Source organism: Marinobacter maroccanus (assembly GCF_002933275.1).
GTDB classification, from domain to species: Bacteria; Pseudomonadota; Gammaproteobacteria; order Pseudomonadales; family Oleiphilaceae; genus Marinobacter; species Marinobacter maroccanus.
The window spans coordinates 1-25,264 of the sequence record NZ_PSSX01000019.1 but is presented as its reverse complement, the minus strand read 5'-3'; the positions used below and the strand labels follow the sequence as shown (position 1 = coordinate 25,264).

At 56.4% G+C, this 25,264-nt stretch carries 26 protein-coding genes and 1 tRNA gene; 16 read left to right on the top strand and 11 right to left on the bottom strand.

What is annotated here, in order from left to right; translation table 11 throughout:
- Window positions 1-85: 85 nt before the first annotated feature.
- A tRNA-Leu gene (locus KEHDKFFH_RS16815) sits at window positions 86-172 on the bottom strand.
- A 254-nt stretch (window positions 173-426) separates the two neighbouring features.
- Here KEHDKFFH_RS16815 and rnr point away from each other — a divergent pair.
- From rnr to alr, 8 genes are all read left to right on the top strand, one after another.
- Window positions 427-3,000 (top strand): ribonuclease R, encoded by a 2,574-nt coding sequence (gene rnr / locus KEHDKFFH_RS16810; protein ID WP_104322979.1) that lies wholly within the window; start codon window positions 427-429, stop codon window positions 2,998-3,000.
- Between the two features lie 15 nt (window positions 3,001-3,015).
- Window positions 3,016-3,753 (top strand): 23S rRNA (guanosine(2251)-2'-O)-methyltransferase RlmB, encoded by a 738-nt coding sequence (gene rlmB, locus KEHDKFFH_RS16805; protein WP_104322978.1) that lies wholly within the window; start codon window positions 3,016-3,018, stop codon window positions 3,751-3,753.
- Between the two features lie 246 nt (window positions 3,754-3,999).
- A complete protein-coding gene (gene rpsF / locus KEHDKFFH_RS16800) occupies window positions 4,000-4,416 on the top strand; it encodes a 30S ribosomal protein S6 (protein ID WP_008176389.1) in 417 nt (138 codons plus the stop codon).
- A 25-nt stretch (window positions 4,417-4,441) separates the two neighbouring features.
- Entirely contained in the window at window positions 4,442-4,672 is a 231-nt protein-coding gene (gene rpsR, locus KEHDKFFH_RS16795; protein WP_007154918.1) for a 30S ribosomal protein S18, read from the top strand.
- A gap of 26 nt (window positions 4,673-4,698) precedes the next feature.
- Complete coding sequence (locus KEHDKFFH_RS16790) at window positions 4,699-5,565, top strand: hypothetical protein (protein ID WP_104322977.1); 867 nt, start codon at window positions 4,699-4,701, stop codon at window positions 5,563-5,565.
- Window positions 5,566-5,585: 20 nt separating this feature from the next.
- Window positions 5,586-6,032: a 50S ribosomal protein L9 gene (gene rplI / locus KEHDKFFH_RS16785; protein ID WP_064227062.1), complete on the top strand. Its 447-nt coding sequence runs from the start codon at window positions 5,586-5,588 to the stop codon at window positions 6,030-6,032.
- Window positions 6,033-6,265: 233 nt separating this feature from the next.
- On the top strand, window positions 6,266-7,672 hold the full coding sequence (gene dnaB / locus KEHDKFFH_RS16780; RefSeq protein ID WP_104322976.1) for a replicative DNA helicase: 1,407 nt from the start codon (window positions 6,266-6,268) through the stop codon (window positions 7,670-7,672).
- Window positions 7,672-8,748, top strand: a complete 1,077-nt coding sequence (alr, locus tag KEHDKFFH_RS16775) for an alanine racemase (protein ID WP_104322975.1) — start codon at window positions 7,672-7,674, stop codon at window positions 8,746-8,748. Before dnaB ends, alr begins: the two co-directional genes overlap by 1 nt.
- Window positions 8,749-8,765: 17 nt before the next feature.
- On the opposite strand, the gene KEHDKFFH_RS16770 is transcribed toward alr, so the two are convergent.
- The gene (locus tag KEHDKFFH_RS16770) at window positions 8,766-9,122 is read right to left on the bottom strand and encodes a hypothetical protein (RefSeq protein WP_104322974.1); all 357 of its coding nucleotides are present in this window, start codon (window positions 9,120-9,122) and stop codon (window positions 8,766-8,768) included.
- A 151-nt stretch (window positions 9,123-9,273) separates the two neighbouring features.
- Between KEHDKFFH_RS16770 and KEHDKFFH_RS16765 the strand changes: the two genes are divergently transcribed.
- On the top strand, window positions 9,274-10,152 hold the full coding sequence (locus KEHDKFFH_RS16765) for an SDR family oxidoreductase (protein WP_104322973.1): 879 nt from the start codon (window positions 9,274-9,276) through the stop codon (window positions 10,150-10,152).
- Window positions 10,153-10,177: 25 nt separating this feature from the next.
- Here the strand turns inward: KEHDKFFH_RS16765 and fnr are convergent, their stop codons facing one another.
- The 3 genes from fnr to ylqF form a co-directional block, all read right to left on the bottom strand.
- Window positions 10,178-10,927, bottom strand: a complete 750-nt coding sequence (gene fnr, locus KEHDKFFH_RS16760) for a fumarate/nitrate reduction transcriptional regulator Fnr (RefSeq protein ID WP_104322972.1) — start codon at window positions 10,925-10,927, stop codon at window positions 10,178-10,180.
- Window positions 10,928-11,066: 139 nt separating this feature from the next.
- Window positions 11,067-12,275, bottom strand: a complete 1,209-nt coding sequence (fabB, locus tag KEHDKFFH_RS16755; protein ID WP_104322971.1) for a beta-ketoacyl-ACP synthase I — start codon at window positions 12,273-12,275, stop codon at window positions 11,067-11,069.
- A 110-nt stretch (window positions 12,276-12,385) separates the two neighbouring features.
- Window positions 12,386-13,246, bottom strand: coding sequence for a ribosome biogenesis GTPase YlqF (gene ylqF / locus KEHDKFFH_RS16750; protein ID WP_104322970.1), 861 nt, complete (start codon window positions 13,244-13,246; stop codon window positions 12,386-12,388).
- A gap of 242 nt (window positions 13,247-13,488) precedes the next feature.
- On the opposite strand from ylqF, the gene KEHDKFFH_RS16745 reads away from it, so the two are divergent.
- Window positions 13,489-13,953 (top strand): Spy/CpxP family protein refolding chaperone, encoded by a 465-nt coding sequence (locus KEHDKFFH_RS16745; RefSeq protein ID WP_241956545.1) that lies wholly within the window; start codon window positions 13,489-13,491, stop codon window positions 13,951-13,953.
- 416 nt (window positions 13,954-14,369) lie between these two features.
- Here the strand turns inward: KEHDKFFH_RS16745 and KEHDKFFH_RS16740 are convergent, their stop codons facing one another.
- The 6 genes from KEHDKFFH_RS16740 to KEHDKFFH_RS16715 form a co-directional block, all read right to left on the bottom strand.
- Window positions 14,370-16,874: an efflux RND transporter permease subunit gene (locus KEHDKFFH_RS16740; RefSeq protein ID WP_104322968.1), complete on the bottom strand. Its 2,505-nt coding sequence runs from the start codon at window positions 16,872-16,874 to the stop codon at window positions 14,370-14,372.
- Window positions 16,875-16,922: 48 nt separating this feature from the next.
- Window positions 16,923-18,143, bottom strand: a complete 1,221-nt coding sequence (locus tag KEHDKFFH_RS16735; protein ID WP_104322967.1) for a methyl-accepting chemotaxis protein — start codon at window positions 18,141-18,143, stop codon at window positions 16,923-16,925.
- 8 nt (window positions 18,144-18,151) lie between these two features.
- Window positions 18,152-19,204, bottom strand: coding sequence for a lipoyl synthase (lipA, locus tag KEHDKFFH_RS16730; protein WP_104322966.1), 1,053 nt, complete (start codon window positions 19,202-19,204; stop codon window positions 18,152-18,154).
- Window positions 19,205-19,333: 129 nt separating this feature from the next.
- Window positions 19,334-20,611, bottom strand: a complete 1,278-nt coding sequence (locus KEHDKFFH_RS16725) for an O-acetylhomoserine aminocarboxypropyltransferase/cysteine synthase family protein (protein ID WP_104322965.1) — start codon at window positions 20,609-20,611, stop codon at window positions 19,334-19,336.
- A gap of 129 nt (window positions 20,612-20,740) precedes the next feature.
- Window positions 20,741-20,929: a hypothetical protein gene (locus KEHDKFFH_RS20415; protein WP_241956544.1), complete on the bottom strand. Its 189-nt coding sequence runs from the start codon at window positions 20,927-20,929 to the stop codon at window positions 20,741-20,743.
- An 81-nt stretch (window positions 20,930-21,010) separates the two neighbouring features.
- Entirely contained in the window at window positions 21,011-21,445 is a 435-nt protein-coding gene (locus KEHDKFFH_RS16715) for a PACE efflux transporter (RefSeq protein WP_104322964.1), read from the bottom strand.
- Between the two features lie 367 nt (window positions 21,446-21,812).
- On the opposite strand from KEHDKFFH_RS16715, the gene KEHDKFFH_RS16710 reads away from it, so the two are divergent.
- From KEHDKFFH_RS16710 to KEHDKFFH_RS16680, 6 genes are all read left to right on the top strand, one after another.
- Window positions 21,813-22,379 carry a hypothetical protein gene (locus KEHDKFFH_RS16710; protein WP_104322963.1) on the top strand — a complete coding sequence of 189 codons (567 nt, stop codon included), beginning with the start codon at window positions 21,813-21,815 and terminating at the stop codon, window positions 22,377-22,379.
- A 159-nt stretch (window positions 22,380-22,538) separates the two neighbouring features.
- The gene (locus KEHDKFFH_RS16705; RefSeq protein ID WP_104322962.1) at window positions 22,539-23,405 is read left to right on the top strand and encodes a cell division protein; all 867 of its coding nucleotides are present in this window, start codon (window positions 22,539-22,541) and stop codon (window positions 23,403-23,405) included.
- A 635-nt stretch (window positions 23,406-24,040) separates the two neighbouring features.
- A complete protein-coding gene (locus tag KEHDKFFH_RS16695) occupies window positions 24,041-24,256 on the top strand; it encodes a hypothetical protein (protein WP_198412815.1) in 216 nt (71 codons plus the stop codon).
- A 2-nt stretch (window positions 24,257-24,258) separates the two neighbouring features.
- Window positions 24,259-24,726 carry a hypothetical protein gene (locus tag KEHDKFFH_RS16690; RefSeq protein ID WP_104322961.1) on the top strand — a complete coding sequence of 156 codons (468 nt, stop codon included), beginning with the start codon at window positions 24,259-24,261 and terminating at the stop codon, window positions 24,724-24,726.
- Window positions 24,723-24,986 (top strand): hypothetical protein, encoded by a 264-nt coding sequence (locus KEHDKFFH_RS16685; RefSeq protein ID WP_104322960.1) that lies wholly within the window; start codon window positions 24,723-24,725, stop codon window positions 24,984-24,986. The genes KEHDKFFH_RS16690 and KEHDKFFH_RS16685 overlap by 4 nt, the downstream gene beginning before the upstream one ends.
- Window positions 24,983-25,264, top strand: a 282-nt coding sequence (locus KEHDKFFH_RS16680; protein ID WP_146084231.1) for a hypothetical protein, incomplete at its 3' end; no start/stop codon positions are given. The genes KEHDKFFH_RS16685 and KEHDKFFH_RS16680, both read left to right, overlap by 4 nt.

The following is a 25,264-nucleotide window of genomic DNA, read 5'->3' as shown; positions in this document are numbered from 1 at the left end:
CAAAGGAATTACAGAAATCGGCGATTATTCAAAGGGATCTGGAATTTGGCCGGCTAGCCAATTTGCCACTTCCTGAGGGAGGAAGTGGTGCCGAGGAGAGGACTTGAACCTCCACGGGGTTGCCCCCACTAGCACCTGAAGCTAGCGTGTCTACCAATTTCACCACCTCGGCAGGTGATTTGCAGTTCTGCGTTTAGTTCGTTGAAAACTTGGCAGTTCTGCCGCAGCTGAGGTGTTGCCCCTCAACCGATGGCGCGTACTTTAATAATTCCGGAAAACGGTGTCAAACGTTTTTTATCAAAAACCTTGAGTGGTATTTGTGCCTATATTCTTTGTGTGGTTAGGCACTTCCTTTATACCGGCGTTATACTCGGGTTCAAATTCAATCCAGAAACACCGCATTTCGGTACCAGGACAAGGACACGAATGGCTTCGAGAAAAAAGACAGACAGAGATCCGCACGCAGGTCGTGAAGCAGAAAAATACGACAATCCGATCCAGAGCAGAGAGTTCATCATCGAGCATCTCAAGGAGCGCGGTGCCCCCGCGACTCACGAGACGCTTTGTGAAGAACTCGGACAGAATTCCCCGGAGGGTATCGAGGCTCTGCGTCGGCGTCTCATTGCCATGTGTCGAGACGGGCAGCTGATCTGTAACCGGCGTGGCGCCTATCTCCCCATTGAAGAAGCTGATCTGGTTACCGGCCGGGTGATTGGCCACAAAGACGGCTTCGGCTTTCTGGTGCCGGATGACGGCGGTTCTGATCTGTTTCTCACCGCCCGGCAGATGCGCCAGGTGTTCCATGGTGATCGCGTGGCGGCACGGGTCGATCGCGTTGACGATCGCGGTCGACGCGAGGGCGTGATCGTTGAAGTCCTGGAATACCGGACCAGCCAGACGGTGGGACGCTTTTTCCAGGAAAGCGGCATCAGCTTTGTTGTTCCGGAAAACGCGCGGATCAACCACGAAGTGCTGATTCCCCCGGAGAATTGTGGCAATGCCCGCCATGGCCAGTATGTTGTGGTGGATATAGTTCGCCAGCCTACGGTGCGCACCCAGCCATTGGGCAAGGTGGTTGAGGTCCTTGGCGAACACATGGCGCCGGGGATGGAAATTGACGTTGCCATCCGTTCCTACGACATTCCCCATAGCTGGCCGCCCGCTGTCGGTGAGCAGACGGCAGAAATTCCGGAAGAGGTCACAGAGAAAGATAAGGCCAACCGGAAGGATATCCGCAATCTCAGGCTGGTAACCATTGACGACGAAACGGCCCGTGATTTCGATGATGCCGTCTATTGCGAGCCAAGGCCCCGTGGCGGCTATCGCCTGCTGGTTGCGATCGCCGACGTTTCACACTACGTGCGCCCCGGAACGCCGTTGGACGAAGAGGCGGTCAATCGCAGTACTTCAGTCTATTTTCCGGACCACGTGGTGCCTATGCTGCCGGAAAAGCTGTCCAATGGCCTTTGCTCGCTGAACCCCGGGGTGGATCGCCTCTGCATGGTGGCCGATATGACCATCAGCGCCGCGGGTAACATCAGCAGCTACAACTTCTATCAGGCGGTCATGTTCAGTCATGCGCGGCTTACCTACAACAAGGTAAGCACCATGCTTGAGCACCCGGACACCGAGCAGGGCTACAAGCTGTGTGAGCAATACGCCAATGTGCTCCCGCAGTTGCACAATCTCTATGGCCTTTACCAGTTGTTGCGCAAAGCCCGCACTGAGCGTGGTGCGATCGATTTCGAAACCACCGAAACCAAGATCGTGTTTGACGCCGACCGGAAAATCGAAGAGATCGTGCCGGTGCAGCGCAACGATGCCCACAAGATCATCGAGGAATGCATGCTGTGCGCGAACGTTGCGACAGCGCGATTCCTGAAAAAACACAAACTCCCGGCACTTTACCGGGTGCACGATGGCCCTTCAGAAGAGCGGCTCAACGCGGTTCGGCTGTTCCTGGGTGAGTTGGGGCTGCAGTTGGGTGGCGGCGATAACCCCACGTCTGCGGACTACCAGGAACTGTTGAACAGTATCAAGGACCGCTCGGATGCCAACGTGATCCAGACGGTGATGCTGCGTTCACTCAGCCAGGCGGTCTACAGTCCGGAAGAGGGCGGCCATTTTGGCCTTGGTTATGCGGGTTATGCCCACTTCACGTCGCCGATCCGACGTTACCCGGATTTGATTAATCACAGGGCCATCAAATCGGTGATTCACGGAGGGCAGCCGTCCAAGGATGTGGTTCCGCCTCCGAAGCCGGATCCCGAGCTTTCAGAGTATCCCTACGATTTGGCCCGCATGGAGCAGCTGGGTGAGCATACATCCATGGCAGAACGGCGTGCCGATGATGCCACCCGGGATGTCATGGCCTGGCTGAAGTGCGAGTACCTGAGTGATCATGTCGGTGAGGACTATGATGGCGTGATCGCTTCGGTGGTGCCCTTCGGCTTCTTTGTTGAGCTCTCGGGAGTTTACATAGAGGGACTGGTGCACGTGTCGACGCTGAGCGGCGACTTTTTCCATCACGATTCCGCCAAACACCGTCTCATCGGTGAGCGCACGGCAATGAGTTTCCGGCTTGGTGATGAGGTCCGGGTGAAGGTCGTCAGGGTCGGCATGGAAGACCGGAAGATAGACCTGGAACTGATCAGCGAGCCGGTTCACCGGCAGGCAGATCGCGACGCACTCAAGGTCCCTGATAAAGGTGAGCGAGGAAAGGGAAAACGCGGCCCTGGCAAGGGTAGCAAGCCCTCCGGCAGAACCAGGCCTGGCCAGAAAGGTGCTTCCGGCGGCGAGTCTGGCCCGAAGCGCCCGAGGAAACGCCCGGTTGCGCAGAAGAAAAAGCCGGGCCCCGAGGCCTTTGATGACGATGAAACTCCCTCTGCCAGGGACGAACTGGTAGCTCGAGCTGCAAAGCTTGCCCTGAAGAAAGGCAAAAAAGGCAGTGGCGCTGGCAAAGGCGATAAGAAAGCCAAACCGAGCAAATCAGGCAAGTAACAGGAAGCAGAATCAGTGTCCGGAGAATTTGTGTTTGGCTGGCACGCGGTTGAGGCTGTCCTCAAGCGCGAGCCAGAACGTTTACAGCAGGTCTGGATTCAGACCGGCAGGCAGGATAAGCGGGTCAAGAGCATTACCGATGCCCTGGATAGCATGGGTGTGCGTTGGAAAGTTGTGCATCGTAAAGAGCTCGACGAGCGCGTGTCCGGAGTGCATCAGGGGATTGTCGCGGCCGTCAGTGAGAGCCGGGAGTGGACGGAAGACGATCTGCTGGCGCAGCTGGCGGGCAGTGACAAGCCGCCGTTTCTGCTTGTACTGGATGGCGTGACCGATCCCCATAATCTTGGCGCCTGCATGCGCACCGCCGATGCCGTGGGAATTCAGGCGGTCATTGTCCCCAAGGACAAGTCCGCTTCGCTGACCCCGGTTGCCCGTAAAGTCGCCTGCGGTGCTGCCGAGACCGTGCCCTTTGTGCGGGTTACCAATCTCGCCCGCTTTCTGCGTAGTCTGCAGGATCAGGGGGTCTGGCTGATCGGCACCGCCGGTGAGGCGGACGCAACGCTCTACCAGGCCGATTTCAAGGGCCCGGTGGCGCTGGTGATGGGGGCGGAAGGCAAGGGCATGCGCCGGTTGACCCGGGAGCACTGCGACCAGCTGATCAATATCCCCATGCTCGGCCATGTAGACAGCCTCAACGTGTCCGTGGCTACGGGTGTTTGCCTATACGAAGCCTTGCGTCAACGGCTTGGTTAACCCTTGCACACAGGGCCTTCCCCGCCTAGAATACGTGACCCTTTTTTTAAGGGGTGGTTTTGTATTGCCTGAATGCAGGCAATCCGGGGCCAAGCTTTTGATCAAGCCTTTCTTGTAAAGCCTTATTGATAAAGCAAAAAGAAACCGGCAGCAGAATGCTGTCAACTCCTTGCTTTCAAGTTTGTCGGTCGCGGGTTCAAAGCCGTGCCGGTGAAAAGGAAGCTGTTTAAACCGTAGGGAGAACTCATGCGTCACTACGAAATCGTTTTTATGGTACATCCGGATCAGAGCGAGCAGGTGCCCGCGATGATCGAGCGTTATACCGGCGTCATCACTGAAGATGGCGGCAAGGTACATCGCCTGGAAGATTGGGGCCGTCGTCACCTGGCATACCCGATCAACAAGATTCACAAGGCTCACTACGTACTGATGAACGTTGAATGTTCACAGGCCGCGATGGACGAGCTGACTCACAACTTCCGTTTCAACGATGCAATCATCCGCGACATGATCCTGCGCCGCGATGGTGCGGATACAGACCTGTCCCCGATGAAAGCTTCCGAGTCCCGTGAAGACCGTCGTGGCGGCGATGATCGCCCGCGTCGTTCAGCCGAATCTGACGAGCCACGTCAGCGTGCTGAAACCCAGGACGAAGAAGAGTAATTAACCGGAGTTGAGGAGTTAAGTTATGGCTCGTTTTTTCAGACGTCGTAAGTTCTGCCGCTTCACGGCAGAGGGTGTTAAGGAGATAGATTACAAAGATCTGGACACCCTGAAAGGCTACATCACTGAAACAGGCAAAATCGTGCCCAGCCGCATCACCGGCACCAAAGCACGTTATCAGCGTCAGCTGGCTACCGCTATCAAGCGTGCCCGCTACCTGGCACTGCTGCCGTACTCGGACAGCCACGATAACTAAGTAACAGAAACACAGGACTTGGGACCATGCGTGCACTTGCACAGTATGTAATGCGCGGTCCCCTCCAGGCCGGCGGGGTAGCAGCAGTCACAACTGCCGTACCCTTGTTGTTCTGGATTGGCGCAGCCGTTGTCGGCCTGGTAATCCTCAGGCTCGGCATCAGTCAGGGGCTCAATATCGGGCTCTGGGCATTACTTCCGGCGCTTGGCTGGAGCATTTTCGGGCAGGACCCGACTGCTCTGGCTGTGTTGCTTCAGGTTATGCTCATGGCGTCACTGATCAGAACCACGCTGTCCTGGGAAAAAGCTCTGCTTGCGGGAAGTTTTTTCGCAATCGTCACAGGCCTGACGTTGCCTGTGGTTTACCCGGGGCTGCTGGATGATCTGGTCCAGGCCGGGGTGAGTTTTTACCAACAGTACAATGCCGAAATTGCGCAGAGTCTCGGCGATGACCTCGATAGGGTTATCCGGGACACGATGAATGCGAGCATGGCAGGCACCTACCTGGCAACGGGTGTGGGCATGACCATGCTGGCGCGGGCCTGGCAGGCGGGGCTTTATAACCCCGGCGGATTCCGCAAGGAGTTTCACGGCCTGCGCCTTTCACCGCCAATTGCGGTGTTGTGTGCGGTGACCATGGTGGTTGGTCCGTTCCTCGGACTGAACTCCATGCTGCTTGCCTGGGCTGCGGGAACGCCGCTGTTCCTGGCCAGCCTGGCACTGGTGCACGGTGTTGTTGGTTTGAAAAAGCTCAGTGGGAACTGGTTGGCGATGTTCTATGTTGCGCTGATCCTTTTGGGCCCAAGTCTGATGATTCTGTTAGTGGTTCTGGCTTTTGTGGATAGCTGGCTGGATATCCGGAGGCGTATAAGCCCTGCCGGGCCGGCTGAATAAAGCACGAAGAGGTTAACGAGATGGAAGTTATTCTGCTCGAGAAAGTTGCAAACCTTGGCTCCCTGGGTGACAAGGTAAAGGTTAAGGCCGGTTACGGTCGTAATTTCCTGCTTCCTTATGGCAAGGCTGTACCTGCCACAGAAGCAAATCTGAAGGCGTTCGAAGAGCGTCGTGCAGAGCTCGAGAAAGCAGCCGCTGAGAAGCTGTCTGCCGCTCAGGCTCGCGCCGAGGCTCTCGAGGGTGCTGCTTTCACCATCAGCTCCAAAGCTGGTGAGGAAGGCAAGCTGTTCGGCTCTATCGGTGTGCGCGACATTGCTGACGCGATCACTGCCGGTGGTACCGAAGTCGAGAAGAGCGAAGTTCGTCTGCCGGAAGGCCCGATCCGGGTGACTGGCGAGTACGAGATCGAGCTTCAGCTGCACTCCGACGTTGAAGTAACGGTCAAGCTGGCGGTTGTTGCCGAGTAAGCCGTTTTCTTTGAAAACGGCGTTGGGGTTTTCCCGGCTCTGGTAATGCGCTGGTGGCCGTCGCTGCCTCTTCTGGGGCCGAGCGATGGCCAACCTGACAGGCCCGAACCGCATCCCGCGGCTTTCGGGCCTGTTGCTTTCTGGTATGCTGTTAAGTCCCTGTAACCCTCTCCCATTGCTGCGGCAGGTCGCTTAAACTGTCGTGGTTACGATGTCCAACTGAAGATGTGTTCATGGCCAAGCCCAATCTGAAGCCCGCGAGTACCGATCTCGAAACCAGTCGTATCAAGGTGCCTCCCCATTCTGTGGAAGCAGAGCAGGCGGTATTGGGCGGCCTGATGCTCGACAACCGCCGGTTTGACGAGATTTCGGAAGTGATTTCGGCCGCCGATTTCTATCGACAGGACCACCGTCTGATCTTTGGCGCCGTTGAGCGCCTCGCCAGTGAGAGCGAGCCGCTGGATGTTGTTACCCTGGCCGAATTCCTGGAGCGCGCCGGCGATATTGAAGATGCCGGTGGCTTGTCCTATCTGGCGGAATTGGCCGAGAAAACCCCCGGTGCCGCAAACATCCGCGCCTACGCGGATATTGTCCGCGAGCGCTCCATTTTGCGACAGCTGGTGGAGGTGTCCGGCAAGATTTCCGACTCGGCCTTCAATCCGCTCGGCCGGAACAGTAATGAAATTCTGGACGAAGCCGAGCGCAGTGTGTTCCAGATTGCCGAAGCGCGGGTCAAGGAAGGTTCCGGTCCCCAGGCCATTAACCCCATTCTTGCCAAGACCCTGAGCCGGATCGAGGAACTGTTTGAATCTGGCGAGCAGACCACTGGTCTGACGACGGGCTTCAAGGATCTGGACGAGCAGACCTCGGGCATGCAGCCCTCGGATCTGATCATTGTGGCGGGTCGCCCCTCCATGGGTAAGACGACCTTCGCCATGAACATCGTTGAAAATGCCCTGATCAGTACCGGCACGCCGGTTCTGGTGTTCAGTATGGAAATGCCGGCGGATGCCCTCGCCATGCGTATGCTCTCGTCCCTCGGGCGCATTGATCAGACCAAGGTCCGCGGCGGCAAGCTGGAAGAGGACGACTGGCCCCGGTTGACCTCGGCAGTGAGCCTGCTCAAGGACAAACCGCTTTATATCGACGATACGCCGGGCCTGAGCCCCACGGAAATGCGTTCCCGGGCCCGGCGTATTGCCCGGGAGAACGATGGCAAGATCGGCCTGATCATGGTCGACTACCTGCAGCTGATGCGGGTGCCCGGCAACACCGAAGGTCGTACGGCCGAAATTTCGGAAATCTCCCGGTCCCTCAAGGGCATTGCCAAAGAGCTCAGCTGCCCGGTGGTGGCGCTGTCCCAGCTCAACCGGAGTCTTGAGCAGCGGCCCAACAAGCGCCCGGTAAACTCGGATCTGCGGGAATCGGGCGCCATCGAGCAGGACGCCGACGTGATCATGTTCGTGTACCGGGATGAGGTCTATAACGAGGATACCACTGACAAGGGCATTGCCGAGATCATCATCGGCAAGCAGCGGAACGGCCCCATCGGCACTATCCGCCTGGCATTCATCGGCAAGTACACCAAGTTCGAGGATCTGGCCCACGGTGACTACAGCGATTATGGCGGGGAGTATTGATGCCCCGTAGCACCGTTGCCCGGATTGACCTCGAGGCCCTTCGCCGGAACTTCCAGACTGCCCGAAGCCGCGCCGGTGGGGCGCAGGTGATGGCGGTGGTCAAGGCCGATGGCTATGGCCATGGTATCGGGCCGGTGGCTTTGGCCCTGGATAGCCTGGCGCCGAAATATGCAGTGGCTTGCCTGGAAGAGGCGCGGGCTATTCGGGAAACCGGCCTGGTGCAGCCGGTGGTTCTGCTGCAGGGAGTGCACGCCGAAGCGGATATCGAGGAGTGCGCCCAGCAGGGGTTTGAACCGGTTTTTCACAGTTTCCAGCAACTGGCGTGGCTGGAACGCCTTGAAGCACGACCGGTGTTCTGGCTGAAAGTGAACAGTGGGATGAACCGTCTGGGCTTTCACCCGGACGAGCTGGCCGGAGTCATGAGCCGGCTGCAGGCCATCAGTGCTGATCAGGGACTGCTGGGCTTTGTGACCCACTTCGCCTGTGCCGACGATCCCGAGAGCGCCATGACGGCGCATCAGACATCGGTGTTTGAACAGGCCACCGCGGCTTTCCCGGGGCTGATGAAGAGCGTTGCCAATTCGGCGGCCCACTTCCATCCGGAACAGCCGATGTTTGACTGGAGCCGCCCGGGCATCATGCTTTATGGCGGTTCGCCAATGGTTGGCAAGACCGGCCGGGAGCTTGGTCTGGAGCCGGTGATGTCGCTTGAGGCGCCGTTGATCAGCACCCGTGTGGTGCCGGCGGGAGAATCTGTTGGTTACGGCGCCAGCTGGGTTGCCGACTGTGACACCCGAATGGGCATGGTGGCAATTGGTTACGGTGATGGTTACCCCCGGCATGCGGGTACCAACACCCCCGCTGCCATCAACGGCCAGCGGATCCGACTCATCGGCCGGGTTTCCATGGACATGCTGGCCGTTGACCTCACCAATGCGCCGGATGCGAAGGAAGGCGACAATGTCGAACTCTGGGGGCGCACGGTTGGGGTTGACGAGGTGGCCGCCTGCGCAGGCACCATCTCCTATGAGCTGATGACCGGCATTACCGGGCGGGTGCCACGGCAATACCGGTAACATCGTGGGGTGCTTTGTCAGCCCTGTTCCGGTTCGTGAATGATTTCCTCGATAAAGTCGAGAATGGCAGCCAGGCTGCGGTCGTCCAGCTTTTTGAGCACTTTGTGCACGACCATCTTGCTGCCCTTGAGCATGCTGCTGATGCCCATTCTGGCCATGCCCATCATCATGTTGCTGGCATGCAGACGGCGAAGTGGCTCCAGGAAAAAGAAATCCAGACCTTCTTCGGTCATGTCCACAATCAGGTTGAAGAGTTTGTCGATGGCTTCCTTGTCGGCCTTGCCCCGCTCGCGCAGTTCGCCGACGGTATAAAGGGCCCGGGTTCGCAACTCATCGGGGATTGGCGCCACAATGTGGCTCTGTTGTTTCAGCATGACAGTTCCTGTTGTTGTATGCTCTTGAAAGAAATAGCAAAGCATTAAGTCCAGACTGCATCACAGTGTATGGGCCGGAATGAATAAGCCATTGGCCAGACCGGTTCCGAAATACCGTCACATTAGTGATATCCGGAGGCATTGAATCCTCGTGCATGTACTTGTTGTTCACGATTACGGCCCCTTGGGGAAGGTTTTGCTGGAGCGCCTGCGGGAAACTCACCTGCATGTCAGCCCATTGCTTGTCAGCGACCCCTCCAACGCGGATCTCGATGCGCTGGAAAACTGGATTCCTGAAGATACCGACCTGATTGTAAACGCACTCTGGATGGCCGATCCCGAGGTCGCCGAGAAAGACCCTGAGGGCGTCCATATGGCTGCGTTTTCGCTGCCGGTGGCGATGGCCGAGTTTGCCCGTGATCGCGGCATGGCGTTGCTCCAGCTCTCCTCCTGCTACGTATTCGATGGCCGTAAGCAGAGCGGGTATATCACATCCAACCCGGGGCAGCCGGTAAACGAGCTGGGTAACTGGCAATGGGAATGCGAGCAGGCGCTGCGAACCCTGCTGCCGAGACACATCATCCTGCGGACTGGCTGGAGCCTGGCGCGGTTCATACGAAAGGTTCAGGCCAGTACCGCTGCTGGTGAGGTGCTGTCATTGCCGGGGCGCTGCCGCGGCCAGCCTGTGGCAGTTCGGGACCTGGCCCGGGTGATTGAGGCGGTGGTTCTTCAGCTGGACTGCGGAGCCGAGGTGTGGGGTACCTATCAGTACGCCGGTGCCGAGGAAATCAATTTATACGAGCTGGGCCTGGCGATTGCCGGCCTTCCAGGGATTCCCGAAGGTATCCGGGTGGTGGATGAGGTGCCAGAGTGGGGGCATCTCGAGCCGGTCAATACCACACTGATCTGCACCAAGATCCGCAATACGTTCGGCATCAAACAGATGCCGTGGCGCTCTGGGCTGGTGGACGAGCTGACCATGCTGAAAAAGAACAACGGCAGGGAAGTGGAGAGTGAGCCCGCCAGCTAACGCCTCTGGCGGGCCTGGAACTTTCTCAGTTATTGCCTTGGCGGGAGAATTCCCGGCTGACCATCTGCAGGGCTTCGATATCCAGAAGTTCGACTTCCCGGCCTCGCGCCTTAATGATTCCCTGGTTCTGGAAGCGCGTGAATACCCGGCTCACGGTTTCGACGGCAAGGCCCAGGAAGTTGGCGATGTCGTTACGGGCCATGGGCAGGCTGAAGTTGGTCGGCGACATCCGGCGACGCTGGAATCGGCTGGACAGCGACAGCAGCAGGGCGGCAATGCGCTCTTCAGCGGTGTTCTTGCTGAGCAGCATAGCCAGTTGATGGCTGTTCTGGATCTCCTGGCTCATCAGGTGGTACATGTGGTGCTGCAGCTCCGGCAGTTTGCCGGTCAGCTCTTCCAGTTTGTCGACCGGGAACTCGCATACGCTGGTCCGCTCGAGGGCTTTCGCCGTGCAGGCGTAGTGTTCACTGCCAATGCTGTCCAGGCCTACCAGTTCACCGGGCATGAAAAAGCCGGTCACCTGCTCCTCACCGCTTTCAGTGATAATCGACGTCTTAATGGACCCGCTTTTCACCGCAAAGCATGAGCGGTAGGGCGTGCTCTGGTCGAAAATATGTTCACCGCGGTTGAAGATGCGCCCCTGCTGGACAATGTCTTCCAGCCGGTCGAGATCGTTTTCTTCAATCGCCAGTGGCAGGCAAAGATTGCTCAGGCTGCACTGGTGGCAGGACGCCTTGAGGGGAGAAGCCTGACGAAACGGAATTGCTTGAGCCATACGTGATAATCCGTCCGATTTGATCCATGTCAAGTGTGTACCTTAATACGGATGACCGTCTTTGCCAATAATCAAGCATAACGATATCAGAATATATTTTAAGCAAATAAGGGCCCGTGGGCCCTTATCACGACTACGCTCAAAGCGTTTCGAAAACCAGCGACGCGTTGGTCCCACCAAATCCGAAGCTGTTGGACATCACGGTGTTCAGCGAGGCTTCGCGACTTTCCGGACCTACAATAGGAATATCGCTGATTTTCTCGTCCGGATTGTTCAGGTTCTTGGTGCCGGCAATGAACCCGTTCTGCAGCATCAGAAGCGAATAGATGGCTTCCTGAACACCGGCAGCACCTAGCGAATGACCGGACAGCGATTTGGTCGAGGAAATGGCGGGAATGTCGGAACCGAAGGTTGCCCGCACCGCGCCCATCTCCGCAACGTCGCCAACGGGGGTGCTGGTGCCGTGGGCGTTGATATAGTCAATCTTGCCCCGGATGGTGGCCATGGCCTGCTTCATGCAGCGCTGAGCGCCTTCACCTGAGGGGGCGACCATGTCGTAGCCGTCCGAGGTGGCGCCGTAGCCGGTGAGCTCGGCAATGATGTTGGCGCCCCGTTTCCTGGCGTGTTCCAGCTCCTCCAGCACCATCATGCCGCCACCGCCGGCAATCACGAAACCGTCCCGGCCGGCATCAAAGGGGCGGGAGGCCGTTTCAGGGGCGTCGTTGTACTTGGTGGACAGCGCTCCCATGGCATCGAACATCATGGTCAGGCTCCAGTCCTCTTCTTCACCGCCGCCGGCGAACACAATGTCCTGCTTGCCAGCCTGGATCTGCTCCATGGCGTGACCGATGCAGTGGGCGCTGGTGGCGCAGGCGGAAGACATGGAATAGTTCACACCCCGGATCTTGTAAGCCGTGGCCAGACAGGCGGACACTGTACTGGTCATGATGCGGGGAACCATATAGGGCCCGATGCGCTTCACGCCTTTCTCGCGCATGATATCGGTGGCTTCCACCTGGCTCGAGCAGGAAGCGCCACCGGAGCCGGCAATCAGGCCGGTGCGGTCGTTGGAGATCATGTTTTCGGTTAGCCCCGCCTGGGCAATGGCCTGCTCCATGGCCAGAAAACTGTACATGGCGGATGGCCCCATGAACCGGCGGATCTTGCGGTCAATAACGGATGTGTCCACATCCACCGAGCCTGCAATCTGGCTGCGGAAGCCCATTTCCTTGTAGGTTTCGTTGAAACGGATGCCTGATTTTCCGCTCTTCAGGCTCTGGGTGACCTCGTCCAGTGAGTTGCCGAGGCACGAAACGATGCCCATGCCGGTGACGACGACGCGTCTCATAAGTTCCTCCTTACCGATCGGCCGATATGGCCGACCTTGCGATCAATAACGTTATTTAACAGTCTAGGCGCTTTGGCCCGGATACGATATTTGACCTTGGTAAGGGGAGGTTAGTTTGCGGCTTCTCGAGCTTCGCGCTCGACCATTTCCGGGGTTTCCAGGGAAATGCGTCCCAGCTTGCCCGATCGGAATTCGTTGAGCAGTACCTCCGAGACCTTGTGCAGGTCCGGAACACCACCGCGGCCGAAAAATCGGCGCTTCGCCGCAATGCCGTCCATCATCGCAAGTGCGTCTTTCGGTAGTTCTTCAAAACCGTAGCGGGCCCTGACGAGCTCCGGGTAGGCTTCCAGCAGGTACTCGGCTTCAAACATGGCCACATCCTCAAAATCCAGAACCGCGCTTCGAATCGCCCCGGTAACCGCCAGGCGGTAACCACAGGCTTCGGGCGACAGTTTCGGCCAGAGGAAGCCGGGGGTGTCGTAGAGCAGAATGTTATTGGGCAGTTTGATGGCCTGCTGGGCCCTGGTCACGGCCGGTTCATTCCCGGTTTTGGCTGCGGGGCGTCCTGCCAGGGTGTTGATCAGGGTGGATTTGCCGACATTCGGAATGCCGAGAATCATCACCCGCAACGCACTCTTCTGGCGATCGTGATCTGGCGTCATCTCTTCCGCCAGTTTGAGGATGGACAGTGCCTCGTTGCGCTGGTTGTGGGTGAGAGTAATGGCGCGTACCCCACGCTCCTTCTCAAGCCAGTTTAACCACTGCTCGGTGATCTCTGGATCCGCCAGGTCGCGCTTGTTCAATACCTTGATCAGTGGCGTTTCACCACGAAGGGCCGGCACCAGCGGGTTTTCGCTACTGAAAGGAATGCGCGCATCAACCACTTCGATGATGAGATCCATCTGTGGCATGACTTTCTTGATCTCCTTTCGGGCCTTGTGCATGTGCCCTGGAAACCAGTTGATGGCCATCGTATCTGCTCCGGATTGGGTTGAACGGCGCCATTATGAAGGGGAATGACTAAACTTTCACATTTGTTTGAATCCCCGTGTGTGGCGGCTTTTGGCGGAGGATACTGAGAAGTATGTACAAAAAGAGGGCTGATCGGGATGAAAAACCGTATCCGTATGTTTTAGGGTGTAGTCCCTGAACGATGAAACCAATGTATGTCGGTGGTATTCAGATTGTGGCCACCCTGTTAACGGAGACATTTATGAAGCTTGTAAAACTGTTTGGTACTGCCCTGGTAGCCCTGAGCATTTCAGTTCCGGCCGTGGCTCAGCAATCTGGTGGCCAGCCGGATCAGGTTGATCAACTGGCCCAGATGGTAGGGCTGACCGAAGATCAGCAAACTGAAATCCGTGCCATCCTCGACGAGATGCAGGGTGAAATCGGGGAGCTTCGCCAGGAAGCCCGTGCACTGCAGCAGCAGATGCAGGGTGAGATCAAATCAGACTTTGACGAAGCGGCGATTCGCGAGCAAGCGGAAGAGCTGGGCGATGTGACCGGCGAGATCGCGGCTCTGTCCACTCTGATGCAGGCGAAGGTCGACAGCGTGTTCACCCAGGAGCAGCGCGACGAGCTGGATAAGCGTATGCAGCAGATGCAACAGCAAATGCAGCAGCGTCGTCAGATGCAACAGCAGATGCAGCAGGGGCAAGGTCAGGGCATGCAGTAATCCTGCTTTCCCTCTAGCTGGAATTGAGAAGGGCCGCATCTTTTGGTGTGGCCCTTTTTTTGTGCCCCTAGCCTGCTGGTTTGGCGGGAGGAACAGGGGTGTGGAGCCCTCCCAAAAAACGCTACTAGCACATCCATGTGCGCTTGGCTGTGGCCATCCCTGGCCACAGACATTTTTGGGAGGGCTCCACACCCCTGTTCGTCAAACGGTTCAGTAATCGCTAACTGATCATAAGGTTGGCTGAAAGATTTGGCGCGGAGTGTCTTCCTATAACTCCTATTTCTGAAGCTTGGCGGGTGTGGGCCTTTGACAGAATGTCGGCGGCCAAGGATGGCCGACGTCAAGCGCACATGGATGTGCTCGTAGCGGTTCTGGCAAAGGCCCACACCCGCCGAGCCACCCCCGAAACCGGAAGGCTAGGAGCCCAAGCCCAAAGCCCCGCCAGAGCCAAAGGGCTTAACCAGAACAATCAGCCGGGGAAGCAAGGTAAGAGCCCCAACCAGAGCCATGAACATGGCAAACCCCGTAAACAACCCGAAGTAGATGGTCGGGATGAAGTTGGACAGCACCAGTATCGAGAACCCGGAGATGATGGTCAGAGAGGTGAAGAACATGGCCTGGCCGATGCTTCGGTGGCAGCGGTGCATGGTGGCGATGTAGTCGCCGTCTTTCTGGAACTCGGTTTTGAAGCGGTGGATGTAGTGGATGGTGTCGTCCACGGCAATGCCGACGGTGATGGCCGCCACGGTGATGGTCATCATATCCAGGGGAATGCCCAGCCAGCCCATCAGGCCGAGCACGGAGCCTGCGGCGATGAGGTTGGGGGCGATGCCGATCAGGGCCAGTTTCAGTGAGCGAAACAGGATCAGGAACATCACCATGATGGCCGCGAAGACCACTCCGATGGTCTTGATCTGGGAATCGAACAGGCTCTGCAGCATGTTGTTGTACATCACGGTCATACCGGCAAAGAGCACTTGGTCTTCCGAGTAACCCAGTTCCGTGGTCAGGTGATTATGGATGCGGTTCAACAGCTCCTGTCGACGCAGTTCTGGCATGGTCTCGAGGATCCGGATGCTGAAGCGGGCCTGGTCGTGTTCCTCGGAGATGTAGGGCGTCAGCAGGGTGTCCTGCAGGTCATCGGGCACCGCAGCGGGAACAAACGCCAGCTCCAGGGCATCCAGGGGCTCGCCCTGGTTGATCCTGGCGAGAATATCCAGAGTGGTGTTGATCGACAGCACCTTGCCGGTTTCCGGTAATCCGTCTAGATACTTGTGCACGGCTTCCAGTTCTTCCATTTTCTGGTAGGTGTACCAGGTATCCCGGTACTCCTCGCCGGCACCACAGTCCTCCACGAACGGGTCACAGTCGCTGGCAAACGGGTCGCCGGTGCCGGCGCCTTCCGGTGGCGGGTCGTCGGTGATGACCACGTCCAGTGGCGTGGTGCCGCCCAGGCGGTTGTCGATGGTGACCATGCCCTGATGGATTTCAGTGGAGGATTTGAAATAGTCGATGAAGCTGTTTTCCACCGTCAACTTGCTCAGGCCGATAACGCAGAGCACCGCAATCACTCCGGATCCGAACAAAACCGTCTTGCCGAAGTGTTCCGTGAACCTGGCAAAAGCATCGGTGAAGGGAATCCGGTCAGAAGTTACGCGGCTGTCCAGTGGCGGTGGCAGCAGGGTCAGCAGGGCCGGGAATATGACGAAGGTAATAAGGAAAGCCACTGTCAGGCCCAGGGTCATCATCCAGCCGAAATCGATGACCGGGCGAATGCCGCTGAAGGTGAGGGAGCCGAAGGCGACGATGGTGGTGATGGCCATGTAGAAGCAGGGCTTGATCATCGCCATCACGGTGTTGCGCAGGGTCTCTCTCGGGCTGGCCTCAGGATCGTCGTGCTGGAATTCCCGGTAGCGCACGATCAAGTGGATGGTGAGCGACAGAGTCATGATCAGCAGAAGGGAGATAAAGTTGGAGGAGATGACCGTCACCGGCCACTGGGCCCAACCCAGAAAGCCGATCATCAGCCAGACCGTAAAGCCGCAGCACAACAGTGGCACCAGCACCCAGCGCCACTGTCGGAAGATGATGGCCAAAGTGAGCAGCAGAAAGGCGAGCACGCCGAGCCCGAAGGTCGACAGGTCGTTTTCGATGAAACGGATCATGTCCGCCACAATCATGGGCACGCCGCCCAGGTGGATCTCGGCGCCATCCCGGTAGTTGTCGAGGATGGAGCGAACGGTGCGGATGGTGGCATCGCGCTCCACACCGAGGGTTTCGGTAAAGTTGATGAATTCCTGTTTTACCTGTTCCAGTTCGGCCAGCTCGGCCTCGGAGGCTTCGCCGGCGTCGGCCTTGTCTCGCAGATCGTTGCGTTTTCTCAGCAGCTCAAAATAACGATCCGGCGTGGGCAAGTTGACCTGTATCGCAGTTGTGCGTCCGTCTTCACTGATCAGCAGGTTGGGGTAGAGCGGATTGTTCAGGAGCGCCTCGCGGGCCGTGGCTGGCGCCACGTCGTGTTCGTCCAGGGTCTTGATCTCGCTGTCCACGGTGTCCAGTGTCAGATCCGGGCTGTGGAGCAGGGGGACGTTCAGAATGCTGTTGGTGGAGCCTACCGCTTCCAGGTTCTGCAGTTCATCCCGCAATGCCCCCAGTCTTGCCAGGCCATTTTCAGAGAACAGTTCGCCTTCGGGGGTATAGGTGACGATCAGGAAATCGTCGGAGGTGGTGAAGCGGCGGTTTACCTGGCGATACTGTTCGAGAGAGCGGTCGTTTTCCAGCACCAGGGACTCGGCGGAAGCATCCAGGCGGAATTCGCCAAACTTGAAGGCGGCGAGGGCCAGCAACAGGGCAAAAGCCGCGAGAATAATAAAGGGATGCGGAAAAATCAGGCGGTCATACAGGGCGCGAAGACGATTCATGAACAACTACTCTGCCAGTTCAAACGAGTGCAGAGTGTGCCATAAACCTCAGTGAACCGTGACCTTTGACGAGGCTTCTTCCAGGGAATCGATCAGCTTTTTCAGGCGGCGAGTCATTTCCGCGCTTTCCGAGAGCTGGGTCACCATGTTCTGGGTGGTTTCGCGAATGCCCTGGACGTTGGCCAGCACGTCGTCGGTGCCGGCGGTCTGTTCCGCAGAAACGTTGGCGATTTCCTGGTTGGTATGGTCGATCCGGCTCACAACTTCATTGATGGCTTCCAGGGCACGGCGGCCTTCTTCGGATTCCTCAACACAGCGGGTGGCATCCTCGGAGCTGCCGGTCATCTGGTTCACGGCAGTATTCATGGCATTGAGCAGGCGATCGATGGTGCCCTGAATCTGATCGGTGGAGTCCTGGACCCGCTGGGCCAGTTTGCGCACTTCATCGGCCACCACGGCAAAGCCTCGGCCCTGTTCGCCGGCCCGGGCCGCCTCGATGGCCGCGTTCAGGGCCAGCAAATTGGTCTGTTCGGCAATACCCCGGATCTCGGTAATGGCGTGGCTGATTTCATGGCTGTTCTCGGCCAGGGCTTCGACGCTGCTGGCGGAATTGCGAACGACATCGGCAAGCTTGCGGATACTGTCGGCACTCTGGCCGACACGGGTGCTGCCGTCCCGGGCTGCATCGCTGGCCTCGTGGGACAGGGTCTTGGCAATTCCGGCCTGTTCGGCGATGCCGGTGAAGCTTTGCAGCATGGTTTCGATAACTTCCGCGGACCGGTCAGCGCCCTGCTGTTGGCGGCCCAGATCATCCCGGCGGGCTTCGGCGGCCGAGGTGAGTTCCTCAACTTCTCGGTGCAGCCGTTCTGTGGCTTCCTTCATGCTTCGGACGACGCCCACGGTGCGGTCCTGCATGGCATTGAAGGCGCTGGCCATTTCGCCGATTTCGTCCGTGGAGTCCACCACCGCCCTCTGGCTCAGATTGCCCGAGGCCTGAACGTCGACCATGGTGTCTTTCAGGCGGTTCACGTGGCGCTCGATAAATGAAATCAGCAGCTGGGAACCGGCCATCTCGAGTACCATGAGCACCGCCACCACCAGTGCAAAGCCGGGCGCCGTATCAGCGAAGACCTGATCGAAGGTCTTGCCGGTCTGCCCGGCAATGGTGTGCATGGCGTAAAGAACCAGCAAGCAGAGAACTGCAAAAACGACAATGTTCAGCAACCAGAATTTGTACTTCAGCCGGGCATTTCGCAGCAGTGTCAGCATGGATGTTCTCAGTCGATGGCCTTCACCGGAATCTGCATGGCATTGGAGGCCTGGGGGACCTCGGGCACGGCGAGACCAAGATTGTTTTTATCGAATACCTTATCGGCCCGGTAGCTCGACCGGACCATGGGGCCGGACGGCACTTCCATGAAGCCCTTCTCCAGGCCGATTTCCCGGTAACGGTTGAACTCTTCCGGGGTGACGTAGCGCTCCACCGGCAGATGATTCGGGGTGGGGCGCAGGTACTGGCCCAGGGTCAGGATATCCACACCGATGGCGCGCAGGTCGTCCATGGTTTCCAGGATTTCCTCTTCGGTCTCACCCAGGCCCAGCATCAGGCTGGTCTTGGTGAGCACATCTGGACGGTGTTTCTTGGCGTGTTCCAGAACCCGGAGAGTTTTTTCATAGCCGGCGCGTGGGTCGCGGACCCGGCTGGTCAGCCGTTTGACGGTTTCCACATTCTGGGCGAAGACATCCAGGCCGGAATCCACAACCTTCTCGACGTCGGACATGACGGCGTCAAAATCCGGCGTCAGTGCTTCAACAGCGACTTCGGGGGTGCGCTGTTTGATGGCCGAGACACAGGCGGCATAGTGCGCAGCGCCGCCGTCGTCGAGATCGTCACGATCTACCGAGGTCAGCACAATGTAGCGAAGGCCCATGAGCTCTACTGATTTTGCGGTGTTCTCCGGCTCTTCATGATCCAGCCAGCCTTTCGGGTTGCCGGTATCCACCGCGCAGAACTTGCAGGCCCGGGTACACACGGAGCCCATTACCATGATGGTGGCCGTGCCGGCGGTCCAGCACTCACCGATGTTCGGGCAATGGGATTCCTGACAAACGGTGCTCAACCGGTGCTCACTTACGTTCTTGCGCACCGCCTCATAGCGCTCGCCTCCGGGCATGCGCGCCCGTAGCCATTTGGGCTTCCGCTCAGGCTTCTCCGCTGATGTGGCTTCCTGCTTCGATGACCGCTTCACGCCGTCCTTGATGGCTGAAAAGCCATGTTCATTGCGGAATTTGGAACCACTGGTAATGCGGGCTTTTGCGCTGTCGCTCATTGCAACCGGACTCTCGATTCGGGCATGGGGAACCCTTAAGAGTAATGGGCTGGCGGGGGAGATACAAGACAGATAGGGGCAATCACGGGGGTGCCGGGCACGACATTGGTCGTACCCGGTTGACTGTTATCAAGCCTGGGCTTTGTCCAGGGCCTGGGTAATGTCGGCAATGATGTCGTCGACATGCTCGATGCCGATGGACAGTCGCACCAGATCTTCGCTTACCCCGGCACTCTTCAGTTCCTCAGGGTTCAGCTGGCGGTGGGTAGTTGTCGCCGGATGACAGGCCAGGGACTTGGCGTCACCGATGTTCACCAGCCGCAGGATCAGCTCCAGGGCATCAATGAACTTTGCCCCGGCTTCCCGGCCACCTTTGATGCCGAAGCTCAGGATGCCGGAGGCCTTGCCGCCGCAGATCTTGTCGCAGGTCGCCTTGTAGGGGCTGTTAGCCAGGGTCGCGTAATTGACCCACTCTACAGACGGGTGGTCCTGAAGGAAGTTGGCGACTTTTTCTGCGTTCTCGCAATGACGTTCCATACGCAGCGCCAGAGTTTCCAGGCCCTGCATGATCAGGAAGGCATTGAACGGCGCCAGGGCAGCACCGGTATTGCGCAGTGGTACCACACGGCAGCGGCCGATGAAGGCAGCAGGGCCCAGGGCGTCAGTATAGACCACGCCATGGTAGGACGGGTCCGGCTCGTTCAGCATCGGGAACTTGTCGGCGCTGGCCTTCCAGTCAAACTTGCCGGAGTCCACCACCACGCCGGCGACGGTGGTGCCGTGGCCGCCGATGTACTTGGTGAGCGAGTGGATCACGATATCGGCACCGTGCTCGATGGGGCGGCACAGGAACGGTGTGGCAACGGTGTTGTCCACCATCAGCGGAATGCCATGCTTGTGGGCAATCTCGGCCCACCGCTGGATGTCGACCACGTTGCCCGCCGGGTTGCCGATAGACTCGCAGAACAGGGCCCGGGTGTTTTCATCAATAGCCTTTTCCACGGCATCAAAATCATCATGGCGAACCATCCTGCACTCAATGCCCTGATTCGGCAGGGAGTGGGCAAACAGGTTGTAGGTGCCGCCGTAGAGCTGGCTGGTGCTGACGATGTTGTTACCCACCTTGCAGATGGTCTGCAGGGCGTAGGTGATGGCAGCCATGCCAGAGGCCACGGCCAGGGCGCCAACACCGCCTTCCAGTTCCGCCATCCGCTCTTCCAGAACCGAGTTGGTGGGGTTCATGATGCGGGTGTATATGTTGCCCTGAACCTTCAGATCAAACAGATCGGCACCGTGCTGGGTGTCATCGAAGGTGTAGGACGTGGTCTGGTAAATCGGCGTGGTTGCCGCTCGTGTAGTGGGATCGCTTTTGAAGCCTGCGTGCAGCGCGAGGGTTTCCGGTTTCATGTCAACGGTCCTTGCTGGTGTGTTGTTCTTTGTGGGTTTCAGCCCGTGAGTATGCCACAGAGTTTGTTGTGAGAGGATCGTTGCAGCCCGACTGAAAGAGAAACGGATTGAGGCGAGGCGTATACGGCGCTAGTCGTCGCGCTGCCTCTTTTCAGCCCTGAGATAGTCGCTGATGGATGGATAGAAGAAAATTCCCAGGCAAACCCAGAAAACGCTGATCGAAAGGATGGCCGCCTTAACGCTCGCGCCAGCGAACCCAAGGGCAATGGGAACCAGAACAACGGCCAGGAATACCGTGAGTGCATGGCGGGATTTCATAATGCGATACAGCCTTAAAAACGCATTTGGAAGAAGTCTCTATCCTATCCGACTCCTGGCCCCAGGATTGTCAAAGTTTGTTTAAGTGACGTTGGATTTCTTGGCATCCGTGTCAGGAAATATGGTGTCGTAGCACCAGGTGAATACGAACGCATACACCAGATAGAACACCACGAACGCCACATCCACAATCAGCGCCTCCAGCAAACCGATGCCCATCCACCAGGCAATAATCGGCAGGAAAATCAGCATCAGACCCAGCTCGAAGCTCACCGCATGGAGGAAGCGGATCCGTAGTGATTTACGGGTTGAACCGGTAAGGTGGTTCAGTCCGTGATCGAACCCCAAGTTGAACAGGTAGTTCCAGATAGTCGCGATGGTGGCGCCCACCACACCGAGAACTCCTGTTTTCCCCATATCGAACCCGAACGTCATGGCAGCGAGGGGAACGGAAAGCAGCAGGCCGATAACCTCAAAGGAGATGGCCTGACGAACTCTGTCTTTGGTTGATCTCATAGCAGGTCTTGTACGAAGGCGGGTCGTCCCGCGTTCACTGCCCGGAAAGGGTGGGGTCGTCCCCAGAAACTGAAAAAGCCCGACGCTTTCGCGACGGGCTTTTCAGAATACTGGTAGCAAGGGGCGGAGTCGAACCGCCGACCCCAGCATTATGAGACCTGTGTGAGGCGTACAGTAAAGGACACAGGCGTTCAAAATCAGCTACTTGAGTATTCTGCCCAGTCTTTAACTGTCACTGTTGGACATGGTGGTAGTCAAAGGGACAATCTGCCTTGAACGGATGTGCTGATTTATTGGACATAGAGTAATCAGCGGTCTATCAATATAGTTAGGATTAAAAATAGCTAAAAATACATGGAGGTTTCCAATGAGAAGTTTTCGTTTCCTATTCGTTCTGCTTGTCTTGGCTCTGTCTGGCTGCTCTTCCCTGTCCCCTCAAGAAACACAGTTGGCAGTTAAAGAACTTGTGAATCAGGTTCAGGTTGCAGTGAATACAATCCGAGCGGAGTCAGACTCTTCGTCCGTGTTACCTGAACTTAAAACTGCCGAGTTGAAGATCTCTTCAAAGGCTGAGCGTGGGTACGGCGGGAAAGTTGCATTATTCGTTTCTGGCGGAGGTTCTCGCGATGAGGCCTACCAGAACTCGATTACTATAATTCTTGAACCGATGACGCAAGGTCAGGGTGTAAAGAGCAAAGGGCTGGGCAATGACATTGCCGAGTCTGTATTGGCTGCGGTTTCTGGACTGGAAGAGTTAGAAGGCTTGCAGCTTAAGTCAATGACTGTAGTAGCCGGGCTCGAGATTATTGAGACGATTGAAGGAGGAATTGAATACGAACTTGCAGGCATCTCGTTGGGAGCTGACGGATCGAAAGCGCTGACCACTGGAAATTCCCTTAAGTTAGTCTTCGAAGATACAGAGAAGAATATTTGACATAGTGCAATAGGCTTTTTTAGGAGTTGGTGGGAGTGAAACTTGTACGATGAGCCCCGTATGATTGTTAAGTTAAGGTCAAAGGTTCTAAAATTCACAAGCTTACGTATTCTGTTCAGCTATACATACGTAGTCTTAGGCAAGTAGGCAATTGACACTATGTTTTGGAATAACGTGATCATTAATAGGCCTGTTATGGTTCAAGAAAAAATAGTTGTTAATAACCGCAATATACCTGAACCTATGAAAAGGGAGATAAGACAGAGGTGCGGTTTTGGCTGTGTCCTTTGCGGGAGCATTATCTATGACTATGATCACATGGAGAATGATTGGGCTGACGTAAGAGAGCATGTGTCAAACGATATTACTTTACTTTGTCCTAACCATCATCGCGAAAAAACAAACAATTTGATTTCACGGGAGCAAGTAGTAGAGGCTAATAAAAAGCCATTCAATATTGAGAATGGATATTCTAGTCCTTATTCGTTGAATTTTTCCGGTGGAGTTGCGTATGTTGTCATTGCAAATAATATTTTCACGAACGATTCGCTGTTGAATATTTATGGCGGCCAGGTTAACCCCTTTGTTATCCCTATTCTGATCGATGCCGTCCCAGTAATAGCATTTAAGATAGAGGATGAGAAGCTTTTGCTGGATATTACTATTGTTAATGAATTTAATGAGCCTATTTTTTTAGTAAGAGATAATCAGTTAGTAGTAAATTCAGAAGCTTGGGATGTTGATATGCGTGGCTCTAGCTTGATCGTAAGAGAAGGGCATAAGAAGATTGTTATAGAGATGGAGTTCTGTATCCCAAACAAAGTTATAGTAAAAAAAGCTAAAATTAAATTTAACGGTGTCGTTCTAGACCTGAAAGAAGATCATTATATTTTGAATGGAAAGAAAAGCGGGGTTTTTAGTCATAACGCGTTGTCTAGCTTGGTCGGTTTTTCTATCGGTCAAACAAATAGATTTCCTCGCGGCGTTATCCATATTCAAAAAGTAAAACGTTGTTCCAATGTGTAATCCATTCGCTATTTAATAGGCTTATGATTGTCTATAGACTAAAAGCGACATCAAAGTACATAGTCAGAGCTGAATTTCAGTTCCTGAGTCAGTTTTTAATTTGGGCGGTATTTCAATAAAAAGTGCTTAACTTTTTAAAAGCAATTATGTCCCTCTTCGACGCGGCTCCTAGTAGGAGCTATTTTACTTACCTACTAATGTCTGACAATCCCGCTATCCTCGGAACCAACGACTCAAAACTTCCTTTGTTAATGCTATCCCTCGGCGCGACTGTCTAACTTTGAGTCAACTTCGTCATATTGTGGACTGGTCTGTCCTATCTCCGGTGCTATTTCGCCTGACGCGATCCAGAGAGCGTATTGAGGGAAAAGCTGAATTACTGCTTCGATTTCCTCTGTCTTGAGCTCCCGCTCGGGCTTATTTCTGATGTTTTGCCAAGTATAGCGACCTATTCCCGTCTGCGCTTCCAGCTCGGGGTTCTTCATCCCTGAATGTTTGATGATGGTTATAACCCGTTCTTTGATCATGAGCAAAAGGTATAAAAATGACTTAAGCCAATATGGCTAAATCATTCTAACTAAGCTAATATGGCTTAAGTAGATATGGAGTTAGCCGTTTATGGACGTTTTTGACCAATGACCATGATAGACGAACAACTAGCCGAACGCATTAAACAGCTCAACTGGCCCGTCCTTATGGACTGGCGCGAGTTCGCCGACTGGGTCCGCGTAGACCAGGGCGTAGTAGAGGGCTGGATCAAGCGCGCCTACATCCCGACCCACAAGATCGGTCGTCACCGCATGGTCAACATTCCCCGTCTCCTGGAACAGATGGAAGAAGAGGAGGTATGACCATGAAGCCCTTGAACCGCGTCGGCCAAAAAACTCAGACCATCGTTCGTGTTGCTCATGAGAAGGGCCGTACCCTTTCCTGCACCTTCTACTTCTTCAACGGTTTTGAGTTCGTCGCTTCCTCTGACCGCCTGGGCCCCGCCCGAATGGTCAGACCCGGAACCGTGGCCGTCAGCAAGTCAGGCCGCCAGTGGTTGGCGGTTGGCGGCGACCACACCAACGGTGCAGCCGGCTGGCGCTTCGTGTCTTCCCAGGTCGATCAACCGCCTGTTGGTGGCGACGTGGTCCGGTTCATCGACAACCCCAGGGCCCTGAAGATCCGCGCCAACCTCGATGCCTACCTGAACTACTACCAGAGCGTGAAGGGCGCTCTTCCTCGCTCTGTCGTCCTGCGTCGCGAACAACTGAAAGCCTGCGGGGCAGCGCCAGGGCAGTTCTATAAAGGTGTCTGCCTGGAGGCCTACGCATGACCCCCGCTATCCGAGAACTCAAGAAACACCAGATCCGGACCCTGTTCAACGTGGCCATCCAGCTCCTGGACAACGGCGAACGGGAAACTGCCTTCGAATGCCTGATCAAGATTCAGGGCATGATGGCCGCCTTCGACCAGCTCGACAGCACCCTCTGTGCCTACGCCAAGCTGGCCGAATCCGCCTTCATTACCTACGCGCAGTCCAGATCCATCAGCCCCTTCATGCACACCGTCCGGATGGAGGCCTCTGTTCAATGATCAAGCGCATCCACCAGAAGCCAGGGCAGGGCAGGATTCTGGCACCGAACCAAAAGCACACCAGTTTTGCCTTCCAGGGCCCTCGTCCGTCCTCTGCGCTCACTGTCCAGGCTCTGGAAGGCCTTTTTGACAATCTCCTGCACCAGTTAAGCCATCTGCAGGAAGTCCGCACCGACTACCCGTGCGACTACATGGCCCGCTGCAAAGCCGGCTTCACCGACGCCCTGATCCACGAACTGGAAGCCAGCGGCCATCACAGCCCGGCCTTTGACCGCCTT

What these genes read in the sequence shown, in the direction of transcription:
- rnr (WP_104322979.1), top strand. Translation starts at nt 427, where the DNA reads ATGGCTTCGAGAAAAAAGACAGACAGAGATCCGCACGCAGGTCGTGAA.
- rpsF (WP_008176389.1), top strand. Translation starts at nt 4,000, where the DNA reads ATGCGTCACTACGAAATCGTTTTTATGGTACATCCGGATCAGAGCGAG.
- rpsR (WP_007154918.1), top strand. Translation starts at nt 4,442, where the DNA reads ATGGCTCGTTTTTTCAGACGTCGTAAGTTCTGCCGCTTCACGGCAGAG.
- KEHDKFFH_RS16790 (WP_104322977.1), top strand. Translation starts at nt 4,699, where the DNA reads ATGCGTGCACTTGCACAGTATGTAATGCGCGGTCCCCTCCAGGCCGGC.
- rplI (WP_064227062.1), top strand. Translation starts at nt 5,586, where the DNA reads ATGGAAGTTATTCTGCTCGAGAAAGTTGCAAACCTTGGCTCCCTGGGT.
- dnaB (WP_104322976.1), top strand. Translation starts at nt 6,266, where the DNA reads ATGGCCAAGCCCAATCTGAAGCCCGCGAGTACCGATCTCGAAACCAGT.
- alr (WP_104322975.1), top strand. Translation starts at nt 7,672, where the DNA reads ATGCCCCGTAGCACCGTTGCCCGGATTGACCTCGAGGCCCTTCGCCGG.
- KEHDKFFH_RS16770 (WP_104322974.1), bottom strand. Translation starts at nt 9,122, where the DNA reads ATGCTGAAACAACAGAGCCACATTGTGGCGCCAATCCCCGATGAGTTG.
- fnr (WP_104322972.1), bottom strand. Translation starts at nt 10,927, where the DNA reads ATGGCTCAAGCAATTCCGTTTCGTCAGGCTTCTCCCCTCAAGGCGTCC.
- fabB (WP_104322971.1), bottom strand. Translation starts at nt 12,275, where the DNA reads ATGAGACGCGTCGTCGTCACCGGCATGGGCATCGTTTCGTGCCTCGGC.
- ylqF (WP_104322970.1), bottom strand. Translation starts at nt 13,246, where the DNA reads ATGGCCATCAACTGGTTTCCAGGGCACATGCACAAGGCCCGAAAGGAG.
- KEHDKFFH_RS16745 (WP_241956545.1), top strand. Translation starts at nt 13,489, where the DNA reads ATGAAGCTTGTAAAACTGTTTGGTACTGCCCTGGTAGCCCTGAGCATT.
- KEHDKFFH_RS16740 (WP_104322968.1), bottom strand. Translation starts at nt 16,874, where the DNA reads ATGAATCGTCTTCGCGCCCTGTATGACCGCCTGATTTTTCCGCATCCC.
- KEHDKFFH_RS16735 (WP_104322967.1), bottom strand. Translation starts at nt 18,143, where the DNA reads ATGCTGACACTGCTGCGAAATGCCCGGCTGAAGTACAAATTCTGGTTG.
- lipA (WP_104322966.1), bottom strand. Translation starts at nt 19,204, where the DNA reads ATGAGCGACAGCGCAAAAGCCCGCATTACCAGTGGTTCCAAATTCCGC.
- KEHDKFFH_RS16725 (WP_104322965.1), bottom strand. Translation starts at nt 20,611, where the DNA reads ATGAAACCGGAAACCCTCGCGCTGCACGCAGGCTTCAAAAGCGATCCC.
- KEHDKFFH_RS20415 (WP_241956544.1), bottom strand. Translation starts at nt 20,929, where the DNA reads ATGAAATCCCGCCATGCACTCACGGTATTCCTGGCCGTTGTTCTGGTT.
- KEHDKFFH_RS16715 (WP_104322964.1), bottom strand. Translation starts at nt 21,445, where the DNA reads ATGAGATCAACCAAAGACAGAGTTCGTCAGGCCATCTCCTTTGAGGTT.
- KEHDKFFH_RS16710 (WP_104322963.1), top strand. Translation starts at nt 21,813, where the DNA reads ATGAGAAGTTTTCGTTTCCTATTCGTTCTGCTTGTCTTGGCTCTGTCT.
- KEHDKFFH_RS16705 (WP_104322962.1), top strand. Translation starts at nt 22,539, where the DNA reads ATGTTTTGGAATAACGTGATCATTAATAGGCCTGTTATGGTTCAAGAA.
- KEHDKFFH_RS16695 (WP_198412815.1), top strand. Translation starts at nt 24,041, where the DNA reads ATGACCATGATAGACGAACAACTAGCCGAACGCATTAAACAGCTCAAC.
- KEHDKFFH_RS16690 (WP_104322961.1), top strand. Translation starts at nt 24,259, where the DNA reads ATGAAGCCCTTGAACCGCGTCGGCCAAAAAACTCAGACCATCGTTCGT.
- KEHDKFFH_RS16685 (WP_104322960.1), top strand. Translation starts at nt 24,723, where the DNA reads ATGACCCCCGCTATCCGAGAACTCAAGAAACACCAGATCCGGACCCTG.